Origin of the sequence: Streptomyces sp. RPT161, from assembly GCF_027533845.1 — a bacterium.
Taxonomy (GTDB): Bacteria; Actinomycetota; Actinomycetes; order Streptomycetales; family Streptomycetaceae; genus Streptantibioticus_A; species Streptantibioticus_A silvisoli_A.
Window position 1 is genome coordinate 86,187 of record NZ_JAPZVN010000014.1, and the last position, 15,928, is coordinate 102,114.

Genomic DNA, 15,928 nt, shown 5'->3' on the forward strand with positions numbered 1-15,928 from the left:
TCTTATGCTTCTTGCCATGCTCACCATCACCCAGGCCCTTTACGACGAGATCGTCGCCCACGCGCGGGCCGACCACCCCGACGAGGCGTGCGGGGTCGTCGCGGGACCGGCCGGGGCCGGCCGCGCCGAGCGGTTCATCCCGATGCTGAACGCGGCCCGCTCGCCCACGTTCTACGAGTTCGACTCCACGGACCTGCTGAAGCTCTACCGCGAGATGGACGACCGGGACGAGGAGCCGGTCGTGATCTACCACTCGCACACCGCGACCGAGGCCTATCCGTCCCGTACCGACATCTCGTACGCCAACGAGCCGGGCGCCCACTACGTCCTGGTTTCCACTGCCGAGTGCGGCAATGACGAGGGGCCGGTCTCGTTCCGCTCGTTCCGCATTGTGGATGGCGAGGTCACCGAGGAACCGGTGGAAATCGTGACAAGCTACCCGGCGTAGCCTGTGTGCGCCCCTGGTGACCACACCCATGTCCGCATGCTGGGACGGCGCGCTGGGGCTGAGGAGGGGAATCGATACCATGTCCGCATGGTTGTCCACGACGTGAGCGACAGCGAGAAGGCGCCGGGCACACTGCTCGTCGCGCGGCTGCACGTCGACCTGTGCCGTCTTGCCAGCGCCATGTGTACCCGCGCGGCGCATCGTCCGGCCTGAGCCCGTACAGCTCCGCCGCACCCTGCTCAGCCCGCTGCCCGGCGCGGCCCCGCGGCCGTGCGTCCCCTGTCGTCCTTCCGCACTGGAGTGCATCCATGGCCATCGAGGTCCGTATCCCGACCATCCTCCGCACCTACACCGGCGGCGAGAAGTCCGTCGAGGGCACCGGTGAGACCCTCGCCGAGCTGTTCTCCGACCTCGACACCCGGTACGCGGGCATCCGCGAGCGCGTGGTGGACGGCGAGCAGCTGCGCCGGTTCGTCAACGTCTACCTCAACGACGAGGACGTGCGGTTCCTCGACGGCATCCAGACGAAGCTGTCGGACGGCGACAACGTGACGATCCTTCCTGCCGTGGCGGGCGGCGCCCGCTGATGCGGTACGACAGCCCGCTCGCCGCGGTCGGCAACACCCCGCTGGTACGGCTGGCACGCCTGTCCCCGTCGGACAACGTGACGCTCTGGGCCAAGCTGGAGGACCGCAACCCCACCGGTTCGATCAAGGACCGCCCCGCGCTCCACATGATCGAACAGGCCGAGCGGGACGGGACGTTGACTCCCGGTTGCACCATCCTGGAGCCGACGTCCGGCAACACCGGCATCTCGCTGGCGATGGCGGCCCGGCTCAAGGGCTACCGCATCGTCTGCGTGATGCCGGAGAACACCTCGCGGGAGCGCCGCGAACTGCTGGCGATGTGGGGCGCGGAGATCATCTCCTCGCCCGCCGCGGGCGGCTCCAACACCGCGGTACGGGTCGCCAAGGAACTGAGCGCCGAGCACCCGGACTGGGTGATGCTCTACCAGTACGGCAACCCCGCCAACACCGCGGCGCACTACGCCACCACCGGCCCCGAGATCCTCGCCGACCTGCCGACCATCACCCACTTCGTGGCGGGCCTGGGCACCACCGGCACGCTGATGGGAGTCGGCCGCTACCTGCGGGAGAAGGTGCCCGGCGTGCAGATCGTCGCCGCCGAGCCGCGCTACGACGACGTGGTCTACGGCCTGCGCAACCTCGACGAGGGGTTCGTCCCCGAGCTGTACGACGAGTCGGTGCTGACCACCCGCTACTCGGTCGGCAGCGAGGACGCGGTGCGCCGCACCCGTGAACTCCTGCGCGAGGAGGGCCTCTTCGCGGGCATCTCCACCGGTGCGGCGCTGCACGCCGCCCTGGGCGTGGCCAACAAGGCGCTGCGCGTCGGCGAGAGCGCCGACGTGGTCTTCGTGGTCGCCGACGGCGGCTGGAAGTACCTGTCCACGGGCATCTACACCGCCCCCTCCACCGAGGCCGCGATCGAGGCGCTGCACGGCCAACTCTGGGCGTAGCGCCACCGCGCCGACGGAATCAGGAGCGGCTCGGCCGGCAACCGGCTTGGCGGAACACGGACTGGTGATTCCGCCCACAACCGCGCCTGGCTAAGGCGCGCCGACGGTCACCCCGCCTTACCCTCGACTGCACAATGGCGGGCTATGGAAATCCGCACCACGCACCCGGCGGCGCGCTCACGACGACGTGACGCCTCCGGGTGGGTGACCGTACGCGACCGCGCAAGACTCCCGGACGCAACCCTGGAGGCTCCTGCATGAAGCTCACCGTCGTCGGCTGCTCGGGGTCGTTCCCGTCCGCGGACTCGGCCTGTTCGAGCTACCTCGTCGAAGCCGACGGCTTCCGGCTGCTCCTCGACATGGGCAACGGCGCCCTTGGCGAACTGCAGCGCCACATCGGCCTGTACGACCTGGACGCGGTCCTGCTGAGCCATCTGCACGCGGACCACTGCGTCGACATGTGCGCCTACTTCGTCGCCCGCTACTACCGCTACGACGGCGGCATGCCGGACCCGATCCCGGTCTACGGACCCGAGGGCACCGAGACCCGGCTGGCCACCGCGTACGGCGAGGAGCCGGACGACAAGTCCATGAGCGAGGTCTTCGACTTCCGCACGCTCACCCCGGGGACGTTCGGCGTCGGCCCGTTCACCGTGCGCACCGACCGGGTCAGCCATCCGGTGGAGGCCTTCGCGTTCCGGGTGGAGCACGGCGGCCGGTCGCTGACGTACTCCGGGGACACCGGGCCGTGCGAATCGCTGCTCGGGCTCGCCGAAGGCGTCGACCTGTTCCTGTGCGAGTCGTCGTTCACCTACGGCAAGGAGGACGTGCCCGGGCTGCACCTGAACGGCCGCGAGGCGGGCGAGCACGCCGCCCGCGCGGGGGTCCACCGCCTGGTGCTCACCCACATCCCCCCGTGGACCGACCCCCAGGTCAGCCTGGTCGACGCGCGCGCCACGTACTCCGGCCCGGTGGAACTGGCCCGCAGCGGCGCGGTGTACGAGCTGTAGGCCCGCGAAACGCGGAAGTGCCCCCGGAACCGCGGTTCCGGGGGCACTTCGCTCGCGGCTACGCCTTGGTGAGGTCCTCGACCTCTTCCTCGGGCTCGCGTCCCGGGGTGGGAATGTTGAACTTGGTGATCGCGAAGCGGAAGACCACGTAGTAGACGGCCGCGAAGCACAGGCCGATCGGGATGATCAGCCACGGCTTGGTGGCCAGGTTCCAGTTGAGCAGGTAGTCGATCAGACCGGCCGAGAACCCGAAGCCGTCGTGTACGCCCAGGCCCCAGGTGACGGCCATGGATATACCGGTGAGCACCGCGTGAATGGCGTACAGCGCCGGGGCGATGAACAGGAAGGTGAACTCGATCGGCTCGGTGACACCGGTGACGAAGGCGGTCAGCGCGACCGAGATCATCATGCCCATGACCGCCTTCCGGCGCTCCGGACGTGCGCAGTGCGCGATCGCGATCGCGGCGGCGGGCAGGCCGAACATCATGATCGGGAAGAAGCCGGACATGAACTGGCCGGCGGTCGGGTCGCCGGCGAAGAACCGCGGGATGTCACCGTGGAAGACCTTCCCGGCGTGCGTGTAGGTACCGACCTGCTGCTGGAAGAAGGTGTTCAGGAACTGGTGCATGCCGACCGGGATCAGCGCCCGGTTGAAGACGCCGTAGATACCGGCGCCCGCCGCGCCCAGACCGGTCAGCCAGTCGCTGAAGTGACCGAGGCCGGTGCCGATCGGGCCCCACAGCAGACCGAACAGCACACCGAAGCCGGTCCCGATGAAGGCCATCAGGATCGGCACCAGACGGCGGCCGTTGAAGAAGCCCAGCCAGTCCACCAGCTTGGTGCGGTGGAAGCGCTGCCAGACGATGGCGCTCACCAGGCCGATGACGATGCCGCCGAGTACTCCCGGGTTCTGTGGGGTGCCCTGCGGAAGCGCCTGGGTGACGGAACCGGCCACCGGGAACGCGGTCAGTACGTTGTGGTAGACCAGATAACCGACGAGAGCGGCCAGTGCGGTGGAACCGTCGGCCTTCTTCGCGTAGCCGATGGCGACACCGATGCAGAACAGCAGCGGCAGGTTGTCGAAGAGGGCACCGCCCGCGGTGGCGAAGACCGTGGCGACCTTGCCCCACTGCAGTCCGGTCTTGCCGAACACGTCGTCCTGGCCGAGCCGGAGCAGGATGGCGGCGGCGGGCAGGACGGCGACGGGCAGCTGCAGGCTGCGGCCGACCTTCTGCATACCCTGCATGAAGCCGGCGCCCCGCTTTTTCGCGGGCGCGGGCGCCGCCGAAGCGGTGGCCGTACTCATCAGATTCCTCCTGGTGAGAGGCGGGCTCTGAAGGGGGGACGGCCCGCGGCTCTGGTCTACACCACCCAGTGGTGTAGACCTGTTGTAACACGTCGGAGCCGCATAAAGGAATCCATGATTTCAGGCAACGCCGACACGCCGCCAATCCGTTATGACACCCGCCATGCCCCCAGGTTCTAAGCCTTGGTGGTGTCCTCCACGTCCTCCTCCGGTTCGCGGCCCGGGGTCGGGAGGTTGAACTTGGTGATCGCGAAGCGGAAGACCACGTAGTAGACGGCCGCGAAGCACAGCCCGATCGGGATGATCAGCCAAGGCCTCGTCGCCAGGCTCCAGTTGATCACGTAGTCGATCAGTCCGGCCGAGAAACTGAAGCCGTCGTGCACGCCAAGACCCCAGGTGACCGCCATCGAGACACCGGTGAGCACCGCGTGCACCGCGTACAGCAGCGGCGCGATGAACAGGAACGAGTACTCGATCGGCTCGGTGATGCCGGTGACGAACGAGGTCAGACCGACCGAGAGCATCATGCCGCCGATGTCCTTGCGCCGGTGCGGTCTGGCGCAGTGCGTGATCGCCAGCGCCGCGGCGGGCAGCGCGAACATCATGATCGGGAAGAACCCGGAGGTGAACTGCCCGGCCGTGGGGTCGCCCGCCAGGAAACGGTTGATGTCACCGTGCACCACCGTCCCGTCCGGCTTGGTGTAGCTGCCGAACTGGAACCACACGAAGGTGTTCAGAAACTGGTGCAGCCCGATCACCAGCAGCGCCCGGTTGGCCACCCCGAACACCCCCGACCCGATCGCGCCCAGATCGCTGATCCACTTGCTGAACGTGGTCAAACCGGCACCCACCGGCGGCCAGACCCACAGACACAGCACCGCGAAGACCAGCGCCACGAACGACATCACGATCGGCACCAGACGGCGGCCGTTGAAGAAGCCCAGCCAGTCCACCAGCCGCACCCGGTGGTAACGCTGCCAGAAGAAGGCGGTCAGCAGCCCGAGCACGATGCCGCCGAAGACGCCCGGGTTCTGGTACGTGGGCACGGTGGCGTTGGCCCCGGCCAGGCAACTCGCCGCGGTGAACCTCGCGCCCGCCGGGCACTGCGGGAACTGGTGCAGGATGCCGAAGTAGACGAGGAACCCGGCGACCGCGGCGAGCGCCGTGGAGCCGTCCGCCTTCTTCGCCATCCCGATCGCCACGCCGACACAGAACAGCAGCGGCAGCCCCAGCGAGGAGTCCAGCAGCGCGCCGCCCGCGCCCGCGAACACCTTGGCCACCGGGGTCCAGCCGAGTCCGCTGCGGCCGAACACGTCGTCCTGGCCGAGCCGGTTGAGGATGCCCGCCGCGGGCAGCACGGCGATCGGCAACTGAAGGCTGCGGCCCATCTTCTGGGCGCCCTGGAACAGCGACACCGTCCACTTCCGACCCGGCGCCCGACCGGTGGCGCTCTCCGCACTCATCGGCGACCTCCTGGTGGGCTGTTGCCAGGTTTGGCGGGCACCGCAAAATGGTGTAGACCAGTCACAGTGCGGGTGTTGGACTGCCCCAGCGGGTGCGGCACCAGTGATCGTCATCATTGGGCAGAAGGCTGGCGACCGCTCGCGAAGGTGGGCCAAACGTGCGTTAACGTGTGGATTCCTCACGGCGCGCGCGGTACGCGAACGCGGGCTGCCGATGGCCTGAGACAACAGGAGTGGACATGGCCAGCAAGGCTGAGAAGATCGTCGCCGGGCTCGGCGGGCTTGACAACATCGAAGAGGTCGAGGGCTGCATCACGCGGCTGCGCACCGAGGTCAACGACGCCTCCCTGGTCGACGAGGCCGCCCTCAAGGCCGCCGGCGCGCACGGCGTGGTGAAGATGGGCACCGCGATCCAGGTCGTCATCGGCACCGACGCCGACCCGATCGCCGCCGAGATCGAGGACATGATGTAAGGCGCCGCAAAGCGCCTGCGCGGGGTCCGTTCCACACCCGGAGCGGACCCCGTCCGCTTTGTCGATAGGGTCGTGCGCATGTCTCGTATCGACGGCCGCACCCCAGAACAGCTCCGCCCGGTCACCATCGAACGTGGATGGAGCAAGCACGCGGAAGGCTCCGTACTGGTCTCCTTCGGCGACACCCGCGTGCTGTGCACCGCCAGCGTCACCGAGGGCGTACCGCGCTGGCGCAAGGGCAGCGGCGAGGGCTGGGTCACCGCCGAGTACGCGATGCTGCCACGCGCCACCAACACCCGCGGCGACCGCGAGTCCGTCAAGGGCCGCATCGGCGGGCGCACCCATGAGATCTCCCGCCTCATCGGCCGCTCCCTGCGCGCCGTCATCGACTACAAGGCGCTCGGCGAGAACACCGTGGTGCTCGACTGCGACGTACTCCAGGCCGACGGCGGCACCCGCACCGCGGCCATCACCGGCGCCTACGTCGCACTGGCCGACGCCATCGGCTGGGCCCAGGAGAAGAAGCTGGTCAAGGCCAAGGCGCAGCCACTCACCGGCGCCGTCAGCGCCGTCAGCGTCGGCATCGTCGACGGCGTCCCGCTGCTCGACCTGTGCTACGAGGAGGACGTGCGCGCCGAGACCGACATGAACGTCGTCTGCACTGGCGACGGCCGCTTCGTGGAGGTCCAGGGCACCGCCGAGGGCGCCCCCTTCGACCGCACCGAGCTGAACGCCCTGCTCGACCTCGCCGCCGCCGGCGCCGCCCAGCTCGACGGCATCCAGCGCGCCGCGCTCGCCCAGCTCCGGGGCTGACGCACATGCGTACCGCGCTGACCGCCACCGCCACCGCCGCCCTGGCCCTCGCGCTGCTCACCGGCTGCGGCGGCCAGAGCGGCAAGCACGACTGCGCCTCGGTCGCGGACGCGGTCAACGGGAACGTCAAGGACCTGCGCGCCGCCGTCGCCAAGGGCACCGGCAACCCGCGCGACGCCGCCACCGCGCTGCGCAAGCTCCAGCTCAACCTCGACCAGCTCACCAGCGGCGGCAACAGCTCCGCCACCAGCAAGGCGGTGGCCGACCTGTCGCTGGCCGCCTCCAACGCGAAGAACTCGCTCGACAAGGGGGAACCCGTCGACCTCCGCCCGGTCACCACGGCGGCGGGCGCGCTCACCTCCTCGTGCGGAAAGGGATGATCCAGACCATGCAGCGGCTCGTGCTCGCCACCCGCAACGCCCACAAGGTCTCCGAACTGCGGGCCATCCTCGCCGACGCCGGACTGGACGTGGAACTGGTCGGCGCCGACGCCTTCCCGGAGGTCCCGGACACCAAGGAGACCGGCGTCAGCTTCGCCGAGAACGCGTCGCTCAAGGCGCACGCCCTCGCCCAGGCCACCGGACTGCCCGCCATCGCCGACGACTCCGGCCTGTGCGTGGACGTGCTCGGCGGCGCCCCCGGCATCTTCTCCGCCCGCTGGGCCGGACGGCACGGCGACGACCGGGCCAACCTCGACCTGCTGCTGGCCCAACTCGCCGACATCGACAGCGAACACCGCGCCGCCCACTTCGCCTGCGCCGCCGCCCTGGCCATGCCGGACGGCACCGAGCACGTGGTGGAGGGCCGCCTGGACGGCACGCTGCGGCACGCCCCCGAGGGCGACGGCGGCTTCGGCTACGACCCGATCCTGCAGCCCGAGGGTGAGACCCGCACCTGCGCCCAGCTGACGCCTCAGGAGAAGAACGCCATCAGCCACCGCGGAAGGGCGTTCCGCGCGCTGGTGCCGGTGATTCGGGAGGCGCTGGGGTGAACCGAGAACGCAGGAAGGCCCGCCCCGTCCGGGGGCGGGCCTTCCTGCGTTGGTGCGGCCGGAGGGACTCGAACCCTCAAGGGATTTCTCCCACAGCATCCTAAGTGCTGCGCGTAGGCCAATTCCGCCACGGCCGCTAGCCGCCCACCATGGTAGCGGGTGCCGTCGCCGAACGCGCGGGCGCATGGACGCGGGATCTTGGCCTGCCACCTCTACACCAAGTGGACGTGATGGCATGACAGTTGGGGCACAGTAGCCGCAGATTGGTAGGCCGGTCGTCGAGAGCGTCGCCGTTGACGTGATCGATCTCCAGCGTCATGGGATTCCCGAGCCACTGGGGGCCTGTTCCACACTCCGCGCACTCTTCGGGTACGCCGATTTCACGCAAGGCTCTGCGTAATACGACGGTCTTCGTGCGGCGGCCGCTCTCGCGTTTGACGAGCACTTCTTGTGCGGGTTTCTTCTGCGCGCTCTGCTTGCCGCGCCCGTGCCTTTGGCCCAGGAAGTGGGACGTATCGATCCCATCCTCAGCTATCCACCGGCGGAACAGGGCGCGAGTGCGGGTCCTGTCGGGCACATGCAGATTCCGCAGTGCACTCGCGATGGAAGTGGATTCCGCTACTGCGCTGAGCAGCTCCTTTCGCGTCGGGCGGGGAATGGCTCCTCGCCGTACTCTGCACGGAAAGTGCGACACGTCGATTCCGAAGTGAGCGAATCGCTTGAGCAGATAGGCGGGTAAGCGCGAATAGGGGCGCGTACCGAGGAACGCGGCGACCTCCTCGATGTCCGCGCATCGAGCCGCCGCTTCAGCCAGTACTTCGTGCGTGTACCGCTGTGTCTCGCTCATCGGCGTACCAACTGCTGTGGAATGGCCTGGCTGTTGTGGGGGCGTCCTTTGGCGCGACCCCGGTAGGTGTCAGTAGCCGAATGGCAGTTGGGACAGAGAAGTCGCAGGTTGTCCAGGCGGTTCCTCCGCCAGTTGCCATCGATGTGATCCACCTCAAGAGGTAGTGGCTTACCGCGCCACCAGGGCCCGGTGCCGCACAGCGCGCATCTGTCGGCCACTCCGAGTTTGAACATCGCCCGCTTGAGCCGCTCGCTGGGGACCCGGCGGGCTTGATCCGGTGCTTGATCGACCAGCAGTTCCTCTGAGGTCCTGCGGCGGCGGTTGCTGGGAGCACCTCTGCCGCGTGCTGTCCCTTCGAAGTGGGATGTGTCGATGCCCAACTCCCTGATGCGGCGGGTGATATGGGCATGGTGGCCCCCAACAGCATCAAGTCCGAGATACCGCAGCACCTCGCACATGTTCGTCGAAGCCGCCACCGCCTCGGTGAGCACGTCCCGCGTCCACCGGATGCCTTCACGCTCGAAGTGTGAGATGTCCACCCCGAGTTTCTTCATGCGCTCGCGCACATACCGCCGGCTCGAACTTCTCGGATCCACCCCAAGCTTCGTCAGTGCCTCCGACAACGTGCGCGAAGTTGTCGCTGCTTCCCCCAGACGCTGGCGGGTGTACGGACTTGGCACGATTCCCCCTCCCCGATCCGGTCAATCGTTGCGACCTCGTACAGACGAACGATGCAAACGGGTGAGCGGTTACGCGGGGCGGAGGAAAAAGTGAGGTCCCGCGTCGGATGACGCGGGACCTCGCGAGAAAAACAGCCGTTCAGATCCCCAGATCCTTGATGATCTTGGCGACGTGGCCGGTCGCCTTGACGTTGTACAGGGCGCGCTCCACCTTGCCCTGCTCGTCCACGACGACGGTGGAGCGGATCACGCCGGTCACCGTCTTCCCGTAGAGCTTCTTCTCGCCGAAGGCGCCGTACGCCTCCAGTACCTTCTTGTCCGGGTCGGCGACCAGGGTGACCTTGAGGCTCTCCTTGTCCCGGAACTTCGCCAGCTTCTCCGGCTGGTCGGGGGAGACGCCGATGACGTCGTATCCGGCGCCCGCGAGCAGGTCGAGGTTGTCGGTGAAGTCGCAGGCCTGCTTGGTGCAGCCGGGGGTGAGGGCGGCAGGGTAGAAGTAGACGATGACCTTGCGGCCCCGGCGGTCGGCGAGGGAGATCTGGTTGCCGTCCGCGTCCGGCAGGGTGAAGTCGGGGGCGGTGTCGCCGGGCGTCAGGCGCTCGCTCATGGCTGGGGCTCCTCGTCGTGTGCGGCTCGGTATCGCTACTCGACGAGCCTAATCGGGGTGCCAAGCGGCGCGTCGTAAGGGGAGCTGACAAACTGATCGGCAAGGAATGTCGGTTCTATCGGCCTAGGTGACGGAGGCAGCGCGGTGTCGGAGGGCAGGACTCCCGCTCAGATCGAGGCGGACATCGTCCGCAGGCGGCAGGAGCTCGCCGTGACGCTGGACGAGATCGGGGTGCGGGTGCATCCGAAGACCATCGTCGGCAACGCGTCGGCTTCGGTGCGTCAGACGGTGGACCGCACCGCCGGACGCGCCTACGTGGCGGTGAACCGGGCGGTGACGAGTGTTCGCGGCGAGCTGTTCTCCGCGGACGGCGCACCCCGGATGGAGCGCATCGTGCCGGTGGCGGTCGCGGCGGTGGCGTTGGTCGTGGTGTTGTCCGGCCGGTCGTCCAAGCGCAAGGGCAAGCGGAAGTAGCGTGCTTTGGCCCGTCCTGTGCGTTACGTAGCGGTGTATCACGGGCGCCGGGGAGCGACATCCCCCGGACGCCAGGTAACGTCGTGCCCGTGAGCTCGAATACGTCCCTCGACGGCGGCGCCGCGCACGACGCGCGTACGCACGACAAGCTGCCCATCCGCATGCTGCATGACCGGGTGCTGGTGCGCACCGACATCCCGGAGGGTGAGCGCCGCTCGTCCGGCGGCATCCTCATCCCGGCGACGGCGGCCGTGGGCCGTCGGCTGGCCTGGGCCGAGGTGGTCGCGGTCGGGCAGAACGTACGGACCGTGGAGGTCGGTGACCGGGTGCTGTTCGACCCGGAGGACCGGGCGGAGGTCGAGGTGCGCGGTGTGGGGTACGTGCTGATGCGTGAGCGCGATCTGCACGCGGTGGCCGCTGAGCGGCTCCAGGGCTCGGAGGACTCCACGGGCCTGTACCTGTAGAGGTGTTTCGCGGGGAAGCGGGCGGTGATCCGGGTCACCGCCCGCTTCCGTGCGTTTTGCTACGGTCGGCGGTACCCGACGAGACGCGCCGTACCGGGATCCGCAAAGACGACGCACCCCGTAGAGACATCCGCCACGGAGGTGCCGTCATGGCCTGGGTCCTGTTGTCGTTGGCCGGTCTGCTGGAGATCGCCTGGTCGATCGGCATGAAGTTCAGCGAGGGGTTCACCCGGCTGTGGCCGAGCCTGTGCACGGTGGCCGGGATCGTGCTGAGCATGGTCCTGCTCTCGCTCGCGGTGCGCCGGCTGCCGATCGGCACCGCCTACGGGGTCTGGGTGGGCATAGGCGCGGTGGGCACCGCGGTGCTGGGCATGGTGCTGTTCCACGAGCCGGTCACCCCTGCCCGGATCCTCTTCGTCTGCCTGCTGGTCGTCGCCGTACTGGGTCTGGAGGCCACGTCCGGTCACTGAGCGGCTACGGCGTGAAGGTCCCCGGCGGCCCGCTGGTCGCCCCCGGCCCGCCGCTCGGTGTCCCGCTCGTGCCGCCCCCGGCAGCGCCCGGCCCTGAGCCGCCGGATCCGGCGCCGTCCGAGGTGCCGGCCGACGTGCCGCCCGCCGCGCCCGTCGACGTACCGCCGGAGCTGGGGCTGCCCGTGCCGCCGCTGGGGCCGCCGTTGCCCGTGCCGCCGTCCGGGCCGCCGATGGTGCCCTGGTCGAGGCCGCCGTTGAGGCCGCCGGTGACGGGGCTCATCTGCGGCGGTGAGGGGGGCGGGGAGTCAGGCGGGCTGCTGTCCGGCGGTCCGCTGTCGGGCGGTGAGCTGCTCTCCTGGGGCGGGGCGCTGGAGTCCGGCGGCGAGTCGCTGGGTGACGGGCTGGCGCCGCTTTGCAGTTGCAGGTCGAAGTCCGGTACGGAGTCGCCGTGTTCGGCCGCCGCGGTGTACTGCGCCCAGATCTGTGCCGGGAAGCCGCCGCCGTTGACCCGGTCCAGGCCGGTGGCTCCGTAGAGCTTCATCTGCTGTCCGGTGTCGGAGTTCTGGCCCATGACGGCGACCACGGTGACGAGTTTCGGGGTGTAGCCCGCGAACCAGGCGGCCTTGTCCTCCTCCGCGGTACCGGTCTTGCCCGCGGAGGGCACCCCTGAGGCCTGCGCGGCGGTGCCGGTGCCGTCGGGGGCGTTGACCACGTTCTGCAGCATGGAGGTGGTGGTGTCGGCGGCCTCCCGGGGGACCGCCTGGCGGTGGTCGCGTCCCGGCAGCGGCACCGGGTTGCCGCCCTTGACCACATTGCTCACCAGTGTGTACGGGATGTACGTGCCGTGGTTGTCCAGCGTCGCGTACGCCTGCGCCATGTCCAGTGGGCTGGCGGTGGCCACGCCCAGCGCGATGGACGGGTACGCGCTCAAGTCCGGTGTGGTGGACGGGAGTCCGAGGCTTGTGGCGGTGGCCTTCACCTTGTCCGGGCCGACGTCCTCGGCCATCTGCGCGTAGACGGCGTTGACCGACTTGTTGGTCGCGGTGGAGACGTTGATCTCCCCGTAGTCGACGTCGTCCTCGTTGGCGGGCGCGTAGTTCACCGGGCCGTCCGGCCCCTGTACCGGGCGGTGGTTGGTGCCGTCGTAGACGGTGTTCGGGGTGATCTGCTGGCCGTCCTGGGTGGTGGAGTTGTTCTGCACCGCCGATGCGAACACGAACGGCTTGAAGGTGGAGCCCACTTGGTAGTCGCGCCGGGTCGCGTTGTTGACGTACTGCTTGGTGAAGTCGAGGCCGCCGTACATCGCCACCACGTCGCCGGTGGCCGGGTCGACGGAGACGCCGCCGGCCCGTACGTACTTGTCGGTGGGGTTGGCGGACGGGTCCAGTCTGCTGATGAGTTGGTCCTGGGCGGCCTTGACCAGGGCGTCCTCCTTGCCCTTGTCGATGGTGGTGGTGATCCGGTAGCCGCCCGAGGCCAGCGTCTGCTCGTCGAGGATCTTGTTCTCGGTGAGGTAGTTCTTCACCGCCTCCACCAGGTAGCCGCGCTGCCCGGAGAGGCCGGAGCTGGCCTTGACCTTGCCGGGTGTCGGGAAGGACATCCTCGCCCGTTCCGACTGGGTCAGCCAGTGCTCCTTGACCATGCCGTCCAGCACGTAGTTCCAGCGGGCCACTGCCCGGTCCTTGTTCTGGGGGTCGGCCACCACGTCGAAGGCGCTGGGCGCGTTGAGCAGTGAGGCCAGGTAGGCGCCCTCGGCGGTGCTCAGTCTGCTGGCGTCCTTGCCGTAGTACGCCTGGGCGGCGGCCTGGATGCCGTAGGCGTTGCGGCCGAAGTAACTGGTGTTCAGGTAGCCTTCGAGGATCTCGTCCTTGGACTGCTCGCGATCAAGTTTGATCGCGATGAAGAACTCCTTGACCTTCCTGCTGACCGTCTGTGCCTGGTTGAGGTAGTAGTTCTTCACGTACTGCTGGGTGATGGTGGAACCGGACTGCGTGCCCTTGCCGCTGACGGTGTTCCAGGCGGCCCGCACCATCGCCTGCGGGTCGACCGCCGACTCGTGGTAGAAGCCGCGGTCCTCGGCGGCCAGCACCGCGTGCTGGGTGCTGCGCGGCACCTGGCTGAGCGGGATCTCCTCCCGGTTGACCGTGCCGCTGCGGGCCAGTTCGGTCTTGCCGTCCGAGTAGAGGAGGACGTTGCTCTGCGCGGTCGCCATGGTGTTCGCGGCCGGAATCCGCACCAGCAGGTACCCGGCGATGAACGCGCCGCACACCGCGATCAGGAACACCAGCACCGCACCGAGCGTGAAGCGCCAGGTGGGGACGAGACGGCGCCAACCGGTCCGCTGGGGGCGCGCCGCCCCGTCCCCCATGCCGCGTCCCTGACGCTCCGGCTGCTCGTCGCTCATGTCTGTACGGACTCCTCGGCCGCCATGGGGGTTGTGCCGCGGCGCGACGCGGCGGAAAGGCGATGTCCCGCGGGACACTCTCGCACCATCGGGTACCCCGCCCACGGCGGGCGCACCCTGACGACCGTCCCACGGCCCGAACGGCTGTGTCGTTCCACTGGAACGGATGACAAAACCTGTGGCAGCGGTTCGATCTGCGCCCGTACACTGCGGAATTTCCGCCGCGCGGCGAATCGCGGGTGGTCGAACCGGTAGTGGCCGAGGAGCGGGCGATGGGGGTGCGTGGGGGCGCGCGGTTGTACGCGGCGGTCGCGGTGCGCGGCTTCCGCCGCTACGCGACCTACCGGGTGGCCACCCTGGCCGGGGTGTTCACCAACACCGTCTTCGGCTTCGTCGTCGCCTACACCTACACCGCGCTGTGGAGCGTACGGCCCCGGTTGGGCGGCTACGACCTGCCGCAGGCGGTGACCTTCGTCTGGCTCGGGCAGGGGCTGCTGATGGCCACCGCGCTGCTCGGCGGCGGGAACGAGTCCGAACTCGTGGAGCGCATCAGGTCCGGTGACGTCGCCATCGACCTGTGCCGTCCAGCGAACCTGCAACTGTGGTGGCTGGCCACCGACCTCGGCCGGGCGGCCTTCCACCTGGTCGGGCGGGGCGTGCTGCCGATGGCCGCCGCCTCGCTGGTGTTCCGGCTCGCCTGGCCCTCCGGGGTGGCGGCATGGGGCTGTTTCCTGGTCTCCGTCGCGCTCGGTGTGGTGGTCAGCTTCGCCATCCGCTACCTGGTGGCGCTCACCAGCTTCTGGCTGCTGGACGGCGCGGGAGTGCTGCTGATGGCCGCCCTGCTGGCGACGTTCTTCTCCGGGATGGTGCTGCCGCTGACCGTCTTCCCGGGCTGGCTCGGCACGCTGGCCCGGGCGCTGCCGTGGTCCGCCCAGCTCCAGGTGCCGGCCGACGTCTTCCTCGGCCGGCACCGCGGCACCGGGGTGCTGTGGGCGCTGGCGTTCCAGGCGGGGTGGGCGGTGGTGCTGCTGGGCGCCGGGCAGCTGGTGCAGTCGGTGGCGACCCGCAAGGTGGTGGTGCAGGGTGGCTGACGCCGGACGGCTGGCTGGTTTCGAACGCCGGGGGCGGACCGCCGTGGCGATCGACGGGCTGCGCGCGTACCTGCTGATCGCGGGGATGTGGATCCGCTCGACGATGGTCTACCGCACCTCCTTCGTCCTGATGGCGGTCGGCAACTTCGCCATGACCGCGCTGGACTTCGCGGCGGTGGCGATCATCTTCGGCCACACCAGGGTGCTCGGCGGCTTCACGCTCACCGAAACGGCGTTCCTGTACGGGAGTTCGGGTGTCGCCCTGGGCCTGGCCGACCTGGTGGTCGGCAACCTGGACCAGCTCGGGCGGCGGGTGCGGGACGGCACGATGGACACCCTGCTGGTGCGCCCGGTCCCGGTCTACGCCCAGGCCACCGCGGACCGCTTCGCGCTGCGCCGGCTCGGCCGGCTCACCCAGGCGGCGGTGGTGCTCGGCTGGTCGATGACCCGGATCGATGTGGCGTGGACGGCGGTCGACGTGCTGCTCGTCCCGGTGATGCTGGTCAGCGGTGCCGCGATCTTCGCCGCCGTCTACACCATCGGCGCCGCCTTCCAGTTCTGGGCCAACGACGCGGCGGAGGTGCAGAATTCGTTCACCTACGGCGGTAACGCGCTCACCCAGTACCCGCCGACGGTGTTCGCCAAGGACCTGGTGCGCGGCGCCACCTTCGTCGTGCCGCTCGCCTTCGTCAACTGGATGCCCGCACTGCACATCCTGGGCCGGGGCAATCCGCTGCGGCTGCCCGGCTGGGTGGACTTCTGCTCGCCGCTGGTGGCGCTGGCGACGTGCGCGCTGGCCGGCTTCGCCTGGCGGACCGGACTGCGGTCCTACCGATCGACGGGGAGCTGA

General features: G+C 69.2%; 19 protein-coding genes, 1 tRNA gene and 1 riboswitch. Of the genes, 14 read left to right on the forward strand and 6 right to left on the reverse strand.

Features of this window, described 5'->3' with window-relative positions; all coding sequences use genetic code 11:
- Nucleotides 1–16: 16 nt before the first annotated feature.
- From O5O46_RS24490 to O5O46_RS24510, 5 genes are all read left to right on the forward strand, one after another.
- Entirely contained in the window at nucleotides 17–448 is a 432-nt protein-coding gene (locus tag O5O46_RS24490) for a M67 family metallopeptidase (RefSeq protein WP_269857716.1), read from the forward strand.
- Nucleotides 449–535: 87 nt separating this feature from the next.
- Nucleotides 536–661 carry a putative leader peptide gene (locus O5O46_RS24495; protein WP_269857797.1) on the forward strand — a complete coding sequence of 42 codons (126 nt, stop codon included), beginning with the start codon at nucleotides 536–538 and terminating at the stop codon, nucleotides 659–661.
- A 95-nt stretch (nucleotides 662–756) separates the two neighbouring features.
- Nucleotides 757–1,035 carry a MoaD family protein gene (locus O5O46_RS24500; RefSeq protein WP_269857717.1) on the forward strand — a complete coding sequence of 93 codons (279 nt, stop codon included), beginning with the start codon at nucleotides 757–759 and terminating at the stop codon, nucleotides 1,033–1,035.
- A complete protein-coding gene (locus tag O5O46_RS24505; protein ID WP_269857718.1) occupies nucleotides 1,035–1,985 on the forward strand; it encodes a PLP-dependent cysteine synthase family protein in 951 nt (316 codons plus the stop codon). The genes O5O46_RS24500 and O5O46_RS24505 overlap by 1 nt, the downstream gene beginning before the upstream one ends.
- A gap of 257 nt (nucleotides 1,986–2,242) precedes the next feature.
- Nucleotides 2,243–2,995: an MBL fold metallo-hydrolase gene (locus O5O46_RS24510; RefSeq protein WP_269857719.1), complete on the forward strand. Its 753-nt coding sequence runs from the start codon at nucleotides 2,243–2,245 to the stop codon at nucleotides 2,993–2,995.
- A gap of 58 nt (nucleotides 2,996–3,053) precedes the next feature.
- On the opposite strand, the gene O5O46_RS24515 is transcribed toward O5O46_RS24510, so the two are convergent.
- The gene (locus tag O5O46_RS24515; protein ID WP_269857720.1) at nucleotides 3,054–4,301 is read right to left on the reverse strand and encodes a PTS transporter subunit EIIC; all 1,248 of its coding nucleotides are present in this window, start codon (nucleotides 4,299–4,301) and stop codon (nucleotides 3,054–3,056) included.
- Between the two features lie 176 nt (nucleotides 4,302–4,477).
- Nucleotides 4,478–5,764: a PTS transporter subunit EIIC gene (locus O5O46_RS24520; RefSeq protein WP_269857721.1), complete on the reverse strand. Its 1,287-nt coding sequence runs from the start codon at nucleotides 5,762–5,764 to the stop codon at nucleotides 4,478–4,480.
- Nucleotides 5,765–5,997: 233 nt separating this feature from the next.
- Here O5O46_RS24520 and O5O46_RS24525 point away from each other — a divergent pair, with 233 nt between their 5' ends.
- From O5O46_RS24525 to rdgB, 4 genes are all read left to right on the forward strand, one after another.
- Entirely contained in the window at nucleotides 5,998–6,237 is a 240-nt protein-coding gene (locus tag O5O46_RS24525) for a glucose PTS transporter subunit EIIB (protein WP_078970859.1), read from the forward strand.
- 78 nt (nucleotides 6,238–6,315) lie between these two features.
- Complete coding sequence (rph, locus tag O5O46_RS24530) at nucleotides 6,316–7,050, forward strand: ribonuclease PH (RefSeq protein WP_269857722.1); 735 nt, start codon at nucleotides 6,316–6,318, stop codon at nucleotides 7,048–7,050.
- Nucleotides 7,051–7,055: 5 nt separating this feature from the next.
- On the forward strand, nucleotides 7,056–7,430 hold the full coding sequence (locus tag O5O46_RS24535) for a hypothetical protein (protein ID WP_269857723.1): 375 nt from the start codon (nucleotides 7,056–7,058) through the stop codon (nucleotides 7,428–7,430).
- Nucleotides 7,431–7,438: 8 nt separating this feature from the next.
- Nucleotides 7,439–8,041, forward strand: a complete 603-nt coding sequence (gene rdgB, locus O5O46_RS24540; RefSeq protein WP_269857724.1) for an RdgB/HAM1 family non-canonical purine NTP pyrophosphatase — start codon at nucleotides 7,439–7,441, stop codon at nucleotides 8,039–8,041.
- Nucleotides 8,042–8,091: 50 nt separating this feature from the next.
- On the opposite strand, the gene O5O46_RS24545 is transcribed toward rdgB, so the two are convergent.
- From O5O46_RS24545 to bcp, 3 genes are all read right to left on the reverse strand, one after another.
- A tRNA-Leu gene (locus O5O46_RS24545) sits at nucleotides 8,092–8,178 on the reverse strand.
- 706 nt (nucleotides 8,179–8,884) lie between these two features.
- A complete protein-coding gene (locus tag O5O46_RS24555; RefSeq protein ID WP_269857789.1) occupies nucleotides 8,885–9,571 on the reverse strand; it encodes an HNH endonuclease signature motif containing protein in 687 nt (228 codons plus the stop codon).
- A 136-nt stretch (nucleotides 9,572–9,707) separates the two neighbouring features.
- Nucleotides 9,708–10,175: a thioredoxin-dependent thiol peroxidase gene (gene bcp, locus O5O46_RS24560; protein WP_269857726.1), complete on the reverse strand. Its 468-nt coding sequence runs from the start codon at nucleotides 10,173–10,175 to the stop codon at nucleotides 9,708–9,710.
- Nucleotides 10,176–10,319: 144 nt separating this feature from the next.
- Here bcp and O5O46_RS24565 point away from each other — a divergent pair, with 144 nt between their 5' ends.
- From O5O46_RS24565 to O5O46_RS24575, 3 genes are all read left to right on the forward strand, one after another.
- Nucleotides 10,320–10,649: a DUF3618 domain-containing protein gene (locus O5O46_RS24565; RefSeq protein WP_269857727.1), complete on the forward strand. Its 330-nt coding sequence runs from the start codon at nucleotides 10,320–10,322 to the stop codon at nucleotides 10,647–10,649.
- Between the two features lie 161 nt (nucleotides 10,650–10,810).
- The gene (locus O5O46_RS24570; RefSeq protein ID WP_269857790.1) at nucleotides 10,811–11,113 is read left to right on the forward strand and encodes a GroES family chaperonin; all 303 of its coding nucleotides are present in this window, start codon (nucleotides 10,811–10,813) and stop codon (nucleotides 11,111–11,113) included.
- Nucleotides 11,114–11,166: 53 nt separating this feature from the next.
- Nucleotides 11,167–11,231: riboswitch (guanidine-III (ykkC-III) riboswitch) on the forward strand.
- Between the two features lie 31 nt (nucleotides 11,232–11,262).
- A complete protein-coding gene (locus O5O46_RS24575) occupies nucleotides 11,263–11,583 on the forward strand; it encodes a DMT family transporter (RefSeq protein WP_269857728.1) in 321 nt (106 codons plus the stop codon).
- Nucleotides 11,584–11,587: 4 nt separating this feature from the next.
- Here O5O46_RS24575 and O5O46_RS24580 read toward each other — a convergent pair whose 3' ends face one another.
- Nucleotides 11,588–13,987 carry a transglycosylase domain-containing protein gene (locus tag O5O46_RS24580; protein ID WP_269857729.1) on the reverse strand — a complete coding sequence of 800 codons (2,400 nt, stop codon included), beginning with the start codon at nucleotides 13,985–13,987 and terminating at the stop codon, nucleotides 11,588–11,590.
- A gap of 272 nt (nucleotides 13,988–14,259) precedes the next feature.
- Here O5O46_RS24580 and O5O46_RS24585 point away from each other — a divergent pair, with 272 nt between their 5' ends.
- Together O5O46_RS24585 and O5O46_RS24590 are read left to right on the forward strand one after the other, a co-directional pair.
- Nucleotides 14,260–15,078, forward strand: coding sequence for an ABC transporter permease (locus O5O46_RS24585; RefSeq protein WP_269857730.1), 819 nt, complete (start codon nucleotides 14,260–14,262; stop codon nucleotides 15,076–15,078).
- Between the two features lie 85 nt (nucleotides 15,079–15,163).
- The gene (locus O5O46_RS24590) at nucleotides 15,164–15,928 is read left to right on the forward strand and encodes an ABC transporter permease (protein ID WP_269857791.1); all 765 of its coding nucleotides are present in this window, start codon (nucleotides 15,164–15,166) and stop codon (nucleotides 15,926–15,928) included.

Bases quoted from the DNA above. Each gene is read 5' to 3' on its own strand.
- O5O46_RS24535 (WP_269857723.1), top strand. From the start codon at position 7,056: ATGCGTACCGCGCTGACCGCCACCGCCACCGCCGCCCTGGCCCTCGCG.
- O5O46_RS24490 (WP_269857716.1), top strand. From the start codon at position 17: ATGCTCACCATCACCCAGGCCCTTTACGACGAGATCGTCGCCCACGCG.
- O5O46_RS24590 (WP_269857791.1), top strand. From the start codon at position 15,164: ATGTGGATCCGCTCGACGATGGTCTACCGCACCTCCTTCGTCCTGATG.
- O5O46_RS24495 (WP_269857797.1), top strand. From the start codon at position 536: ATGGTTGTCCACGACGTGAGCGACAGCGAGAAGGCGCCGGGCACACTG.
- bcp (WP_269857726.1), bottom strand. From the start codon at position 10,175: ATGAGCGAGCGCCTGACGCCCGGCGACACCGCCCCCGACTTCACCCTG.
- rph (WP_269857722.1), top strand. From the start codon at position 6,316: ATGTCTCGTATCGACGGCCGCACCCCAGAACAGCTCCGCCCGGTCACC.
- O5O46_RS24570 (WP_269857790.1), top strand. From the start codon at position 10,811: ATGCTGCATGACCGGGTGCTGGTGCGCACCGACATCCCGGAGGGTGAG.
- O5O46_RS24510 (WP_269857719.1), top strand. From the start codon at position 2,243: ATGAAGCTCACCGTCGTCGGCTGCTCGGGGTCGTTCCCGTCCGCGGAC.
- O5O46_RS24505 (WP_269857718.1), top strand. From the start codon at position 1,035: ATGCGGTACGACAGCCCGCTCGCCGCGGTCGGCAACACCCCGCTGGTA.
- O5O46_RS24575 (WP_269857728.1), top strand. From the start codon at position 11,263: ATGGCCTGGGTCCTGTTGTCGTTGGCCGGTCTGCTGGAGATCGCCTGG.
- O5O46_RS24520 (WP_269857721.1), bottom strand. From the start codon at position 5,764: ATGAGTGCGGAGAGCGCCACCGGTCGGGCGCCGGGTCGGAAGTGGACG.
- rdgB (WP_269857724.1), top strand. From the start codon at position 7,439: ATGCAGCGGCTCGTGCTCGCCACCCGCAACGCCCACAAGGTCTCCGAA.
- O5O46_RS24500 (WP_269857717.1), top strand. From the start codon at position 757: ATGGCCATCGAGGTCCGTATCCCGACCATCCTCCGCACCTACACCGGC.
- O5O46_RS24585 (WP_269857730.1), top strand. From the start codon at position 14,260: ATGGGGGTGCGTGGGGGCGCGCGGTTGTACGCGGCGGTCGCGGTGCGC.
- O5O46_RS24580 (WP_269857729.1), bottom strand. From the start codon at position 13,987: ATGAGCGACGAGCAGCCGGAGCGTCAGGGACGCGGCATGGGGGACGGG.
- O5O46_RS24515 (WP_269857720.1), bottom strand. From the start codon at position 4,301: ATGAGTACGGCCACCGCTTCGGCGGCGCCCGCGCCCGCGAAAAAGCGG.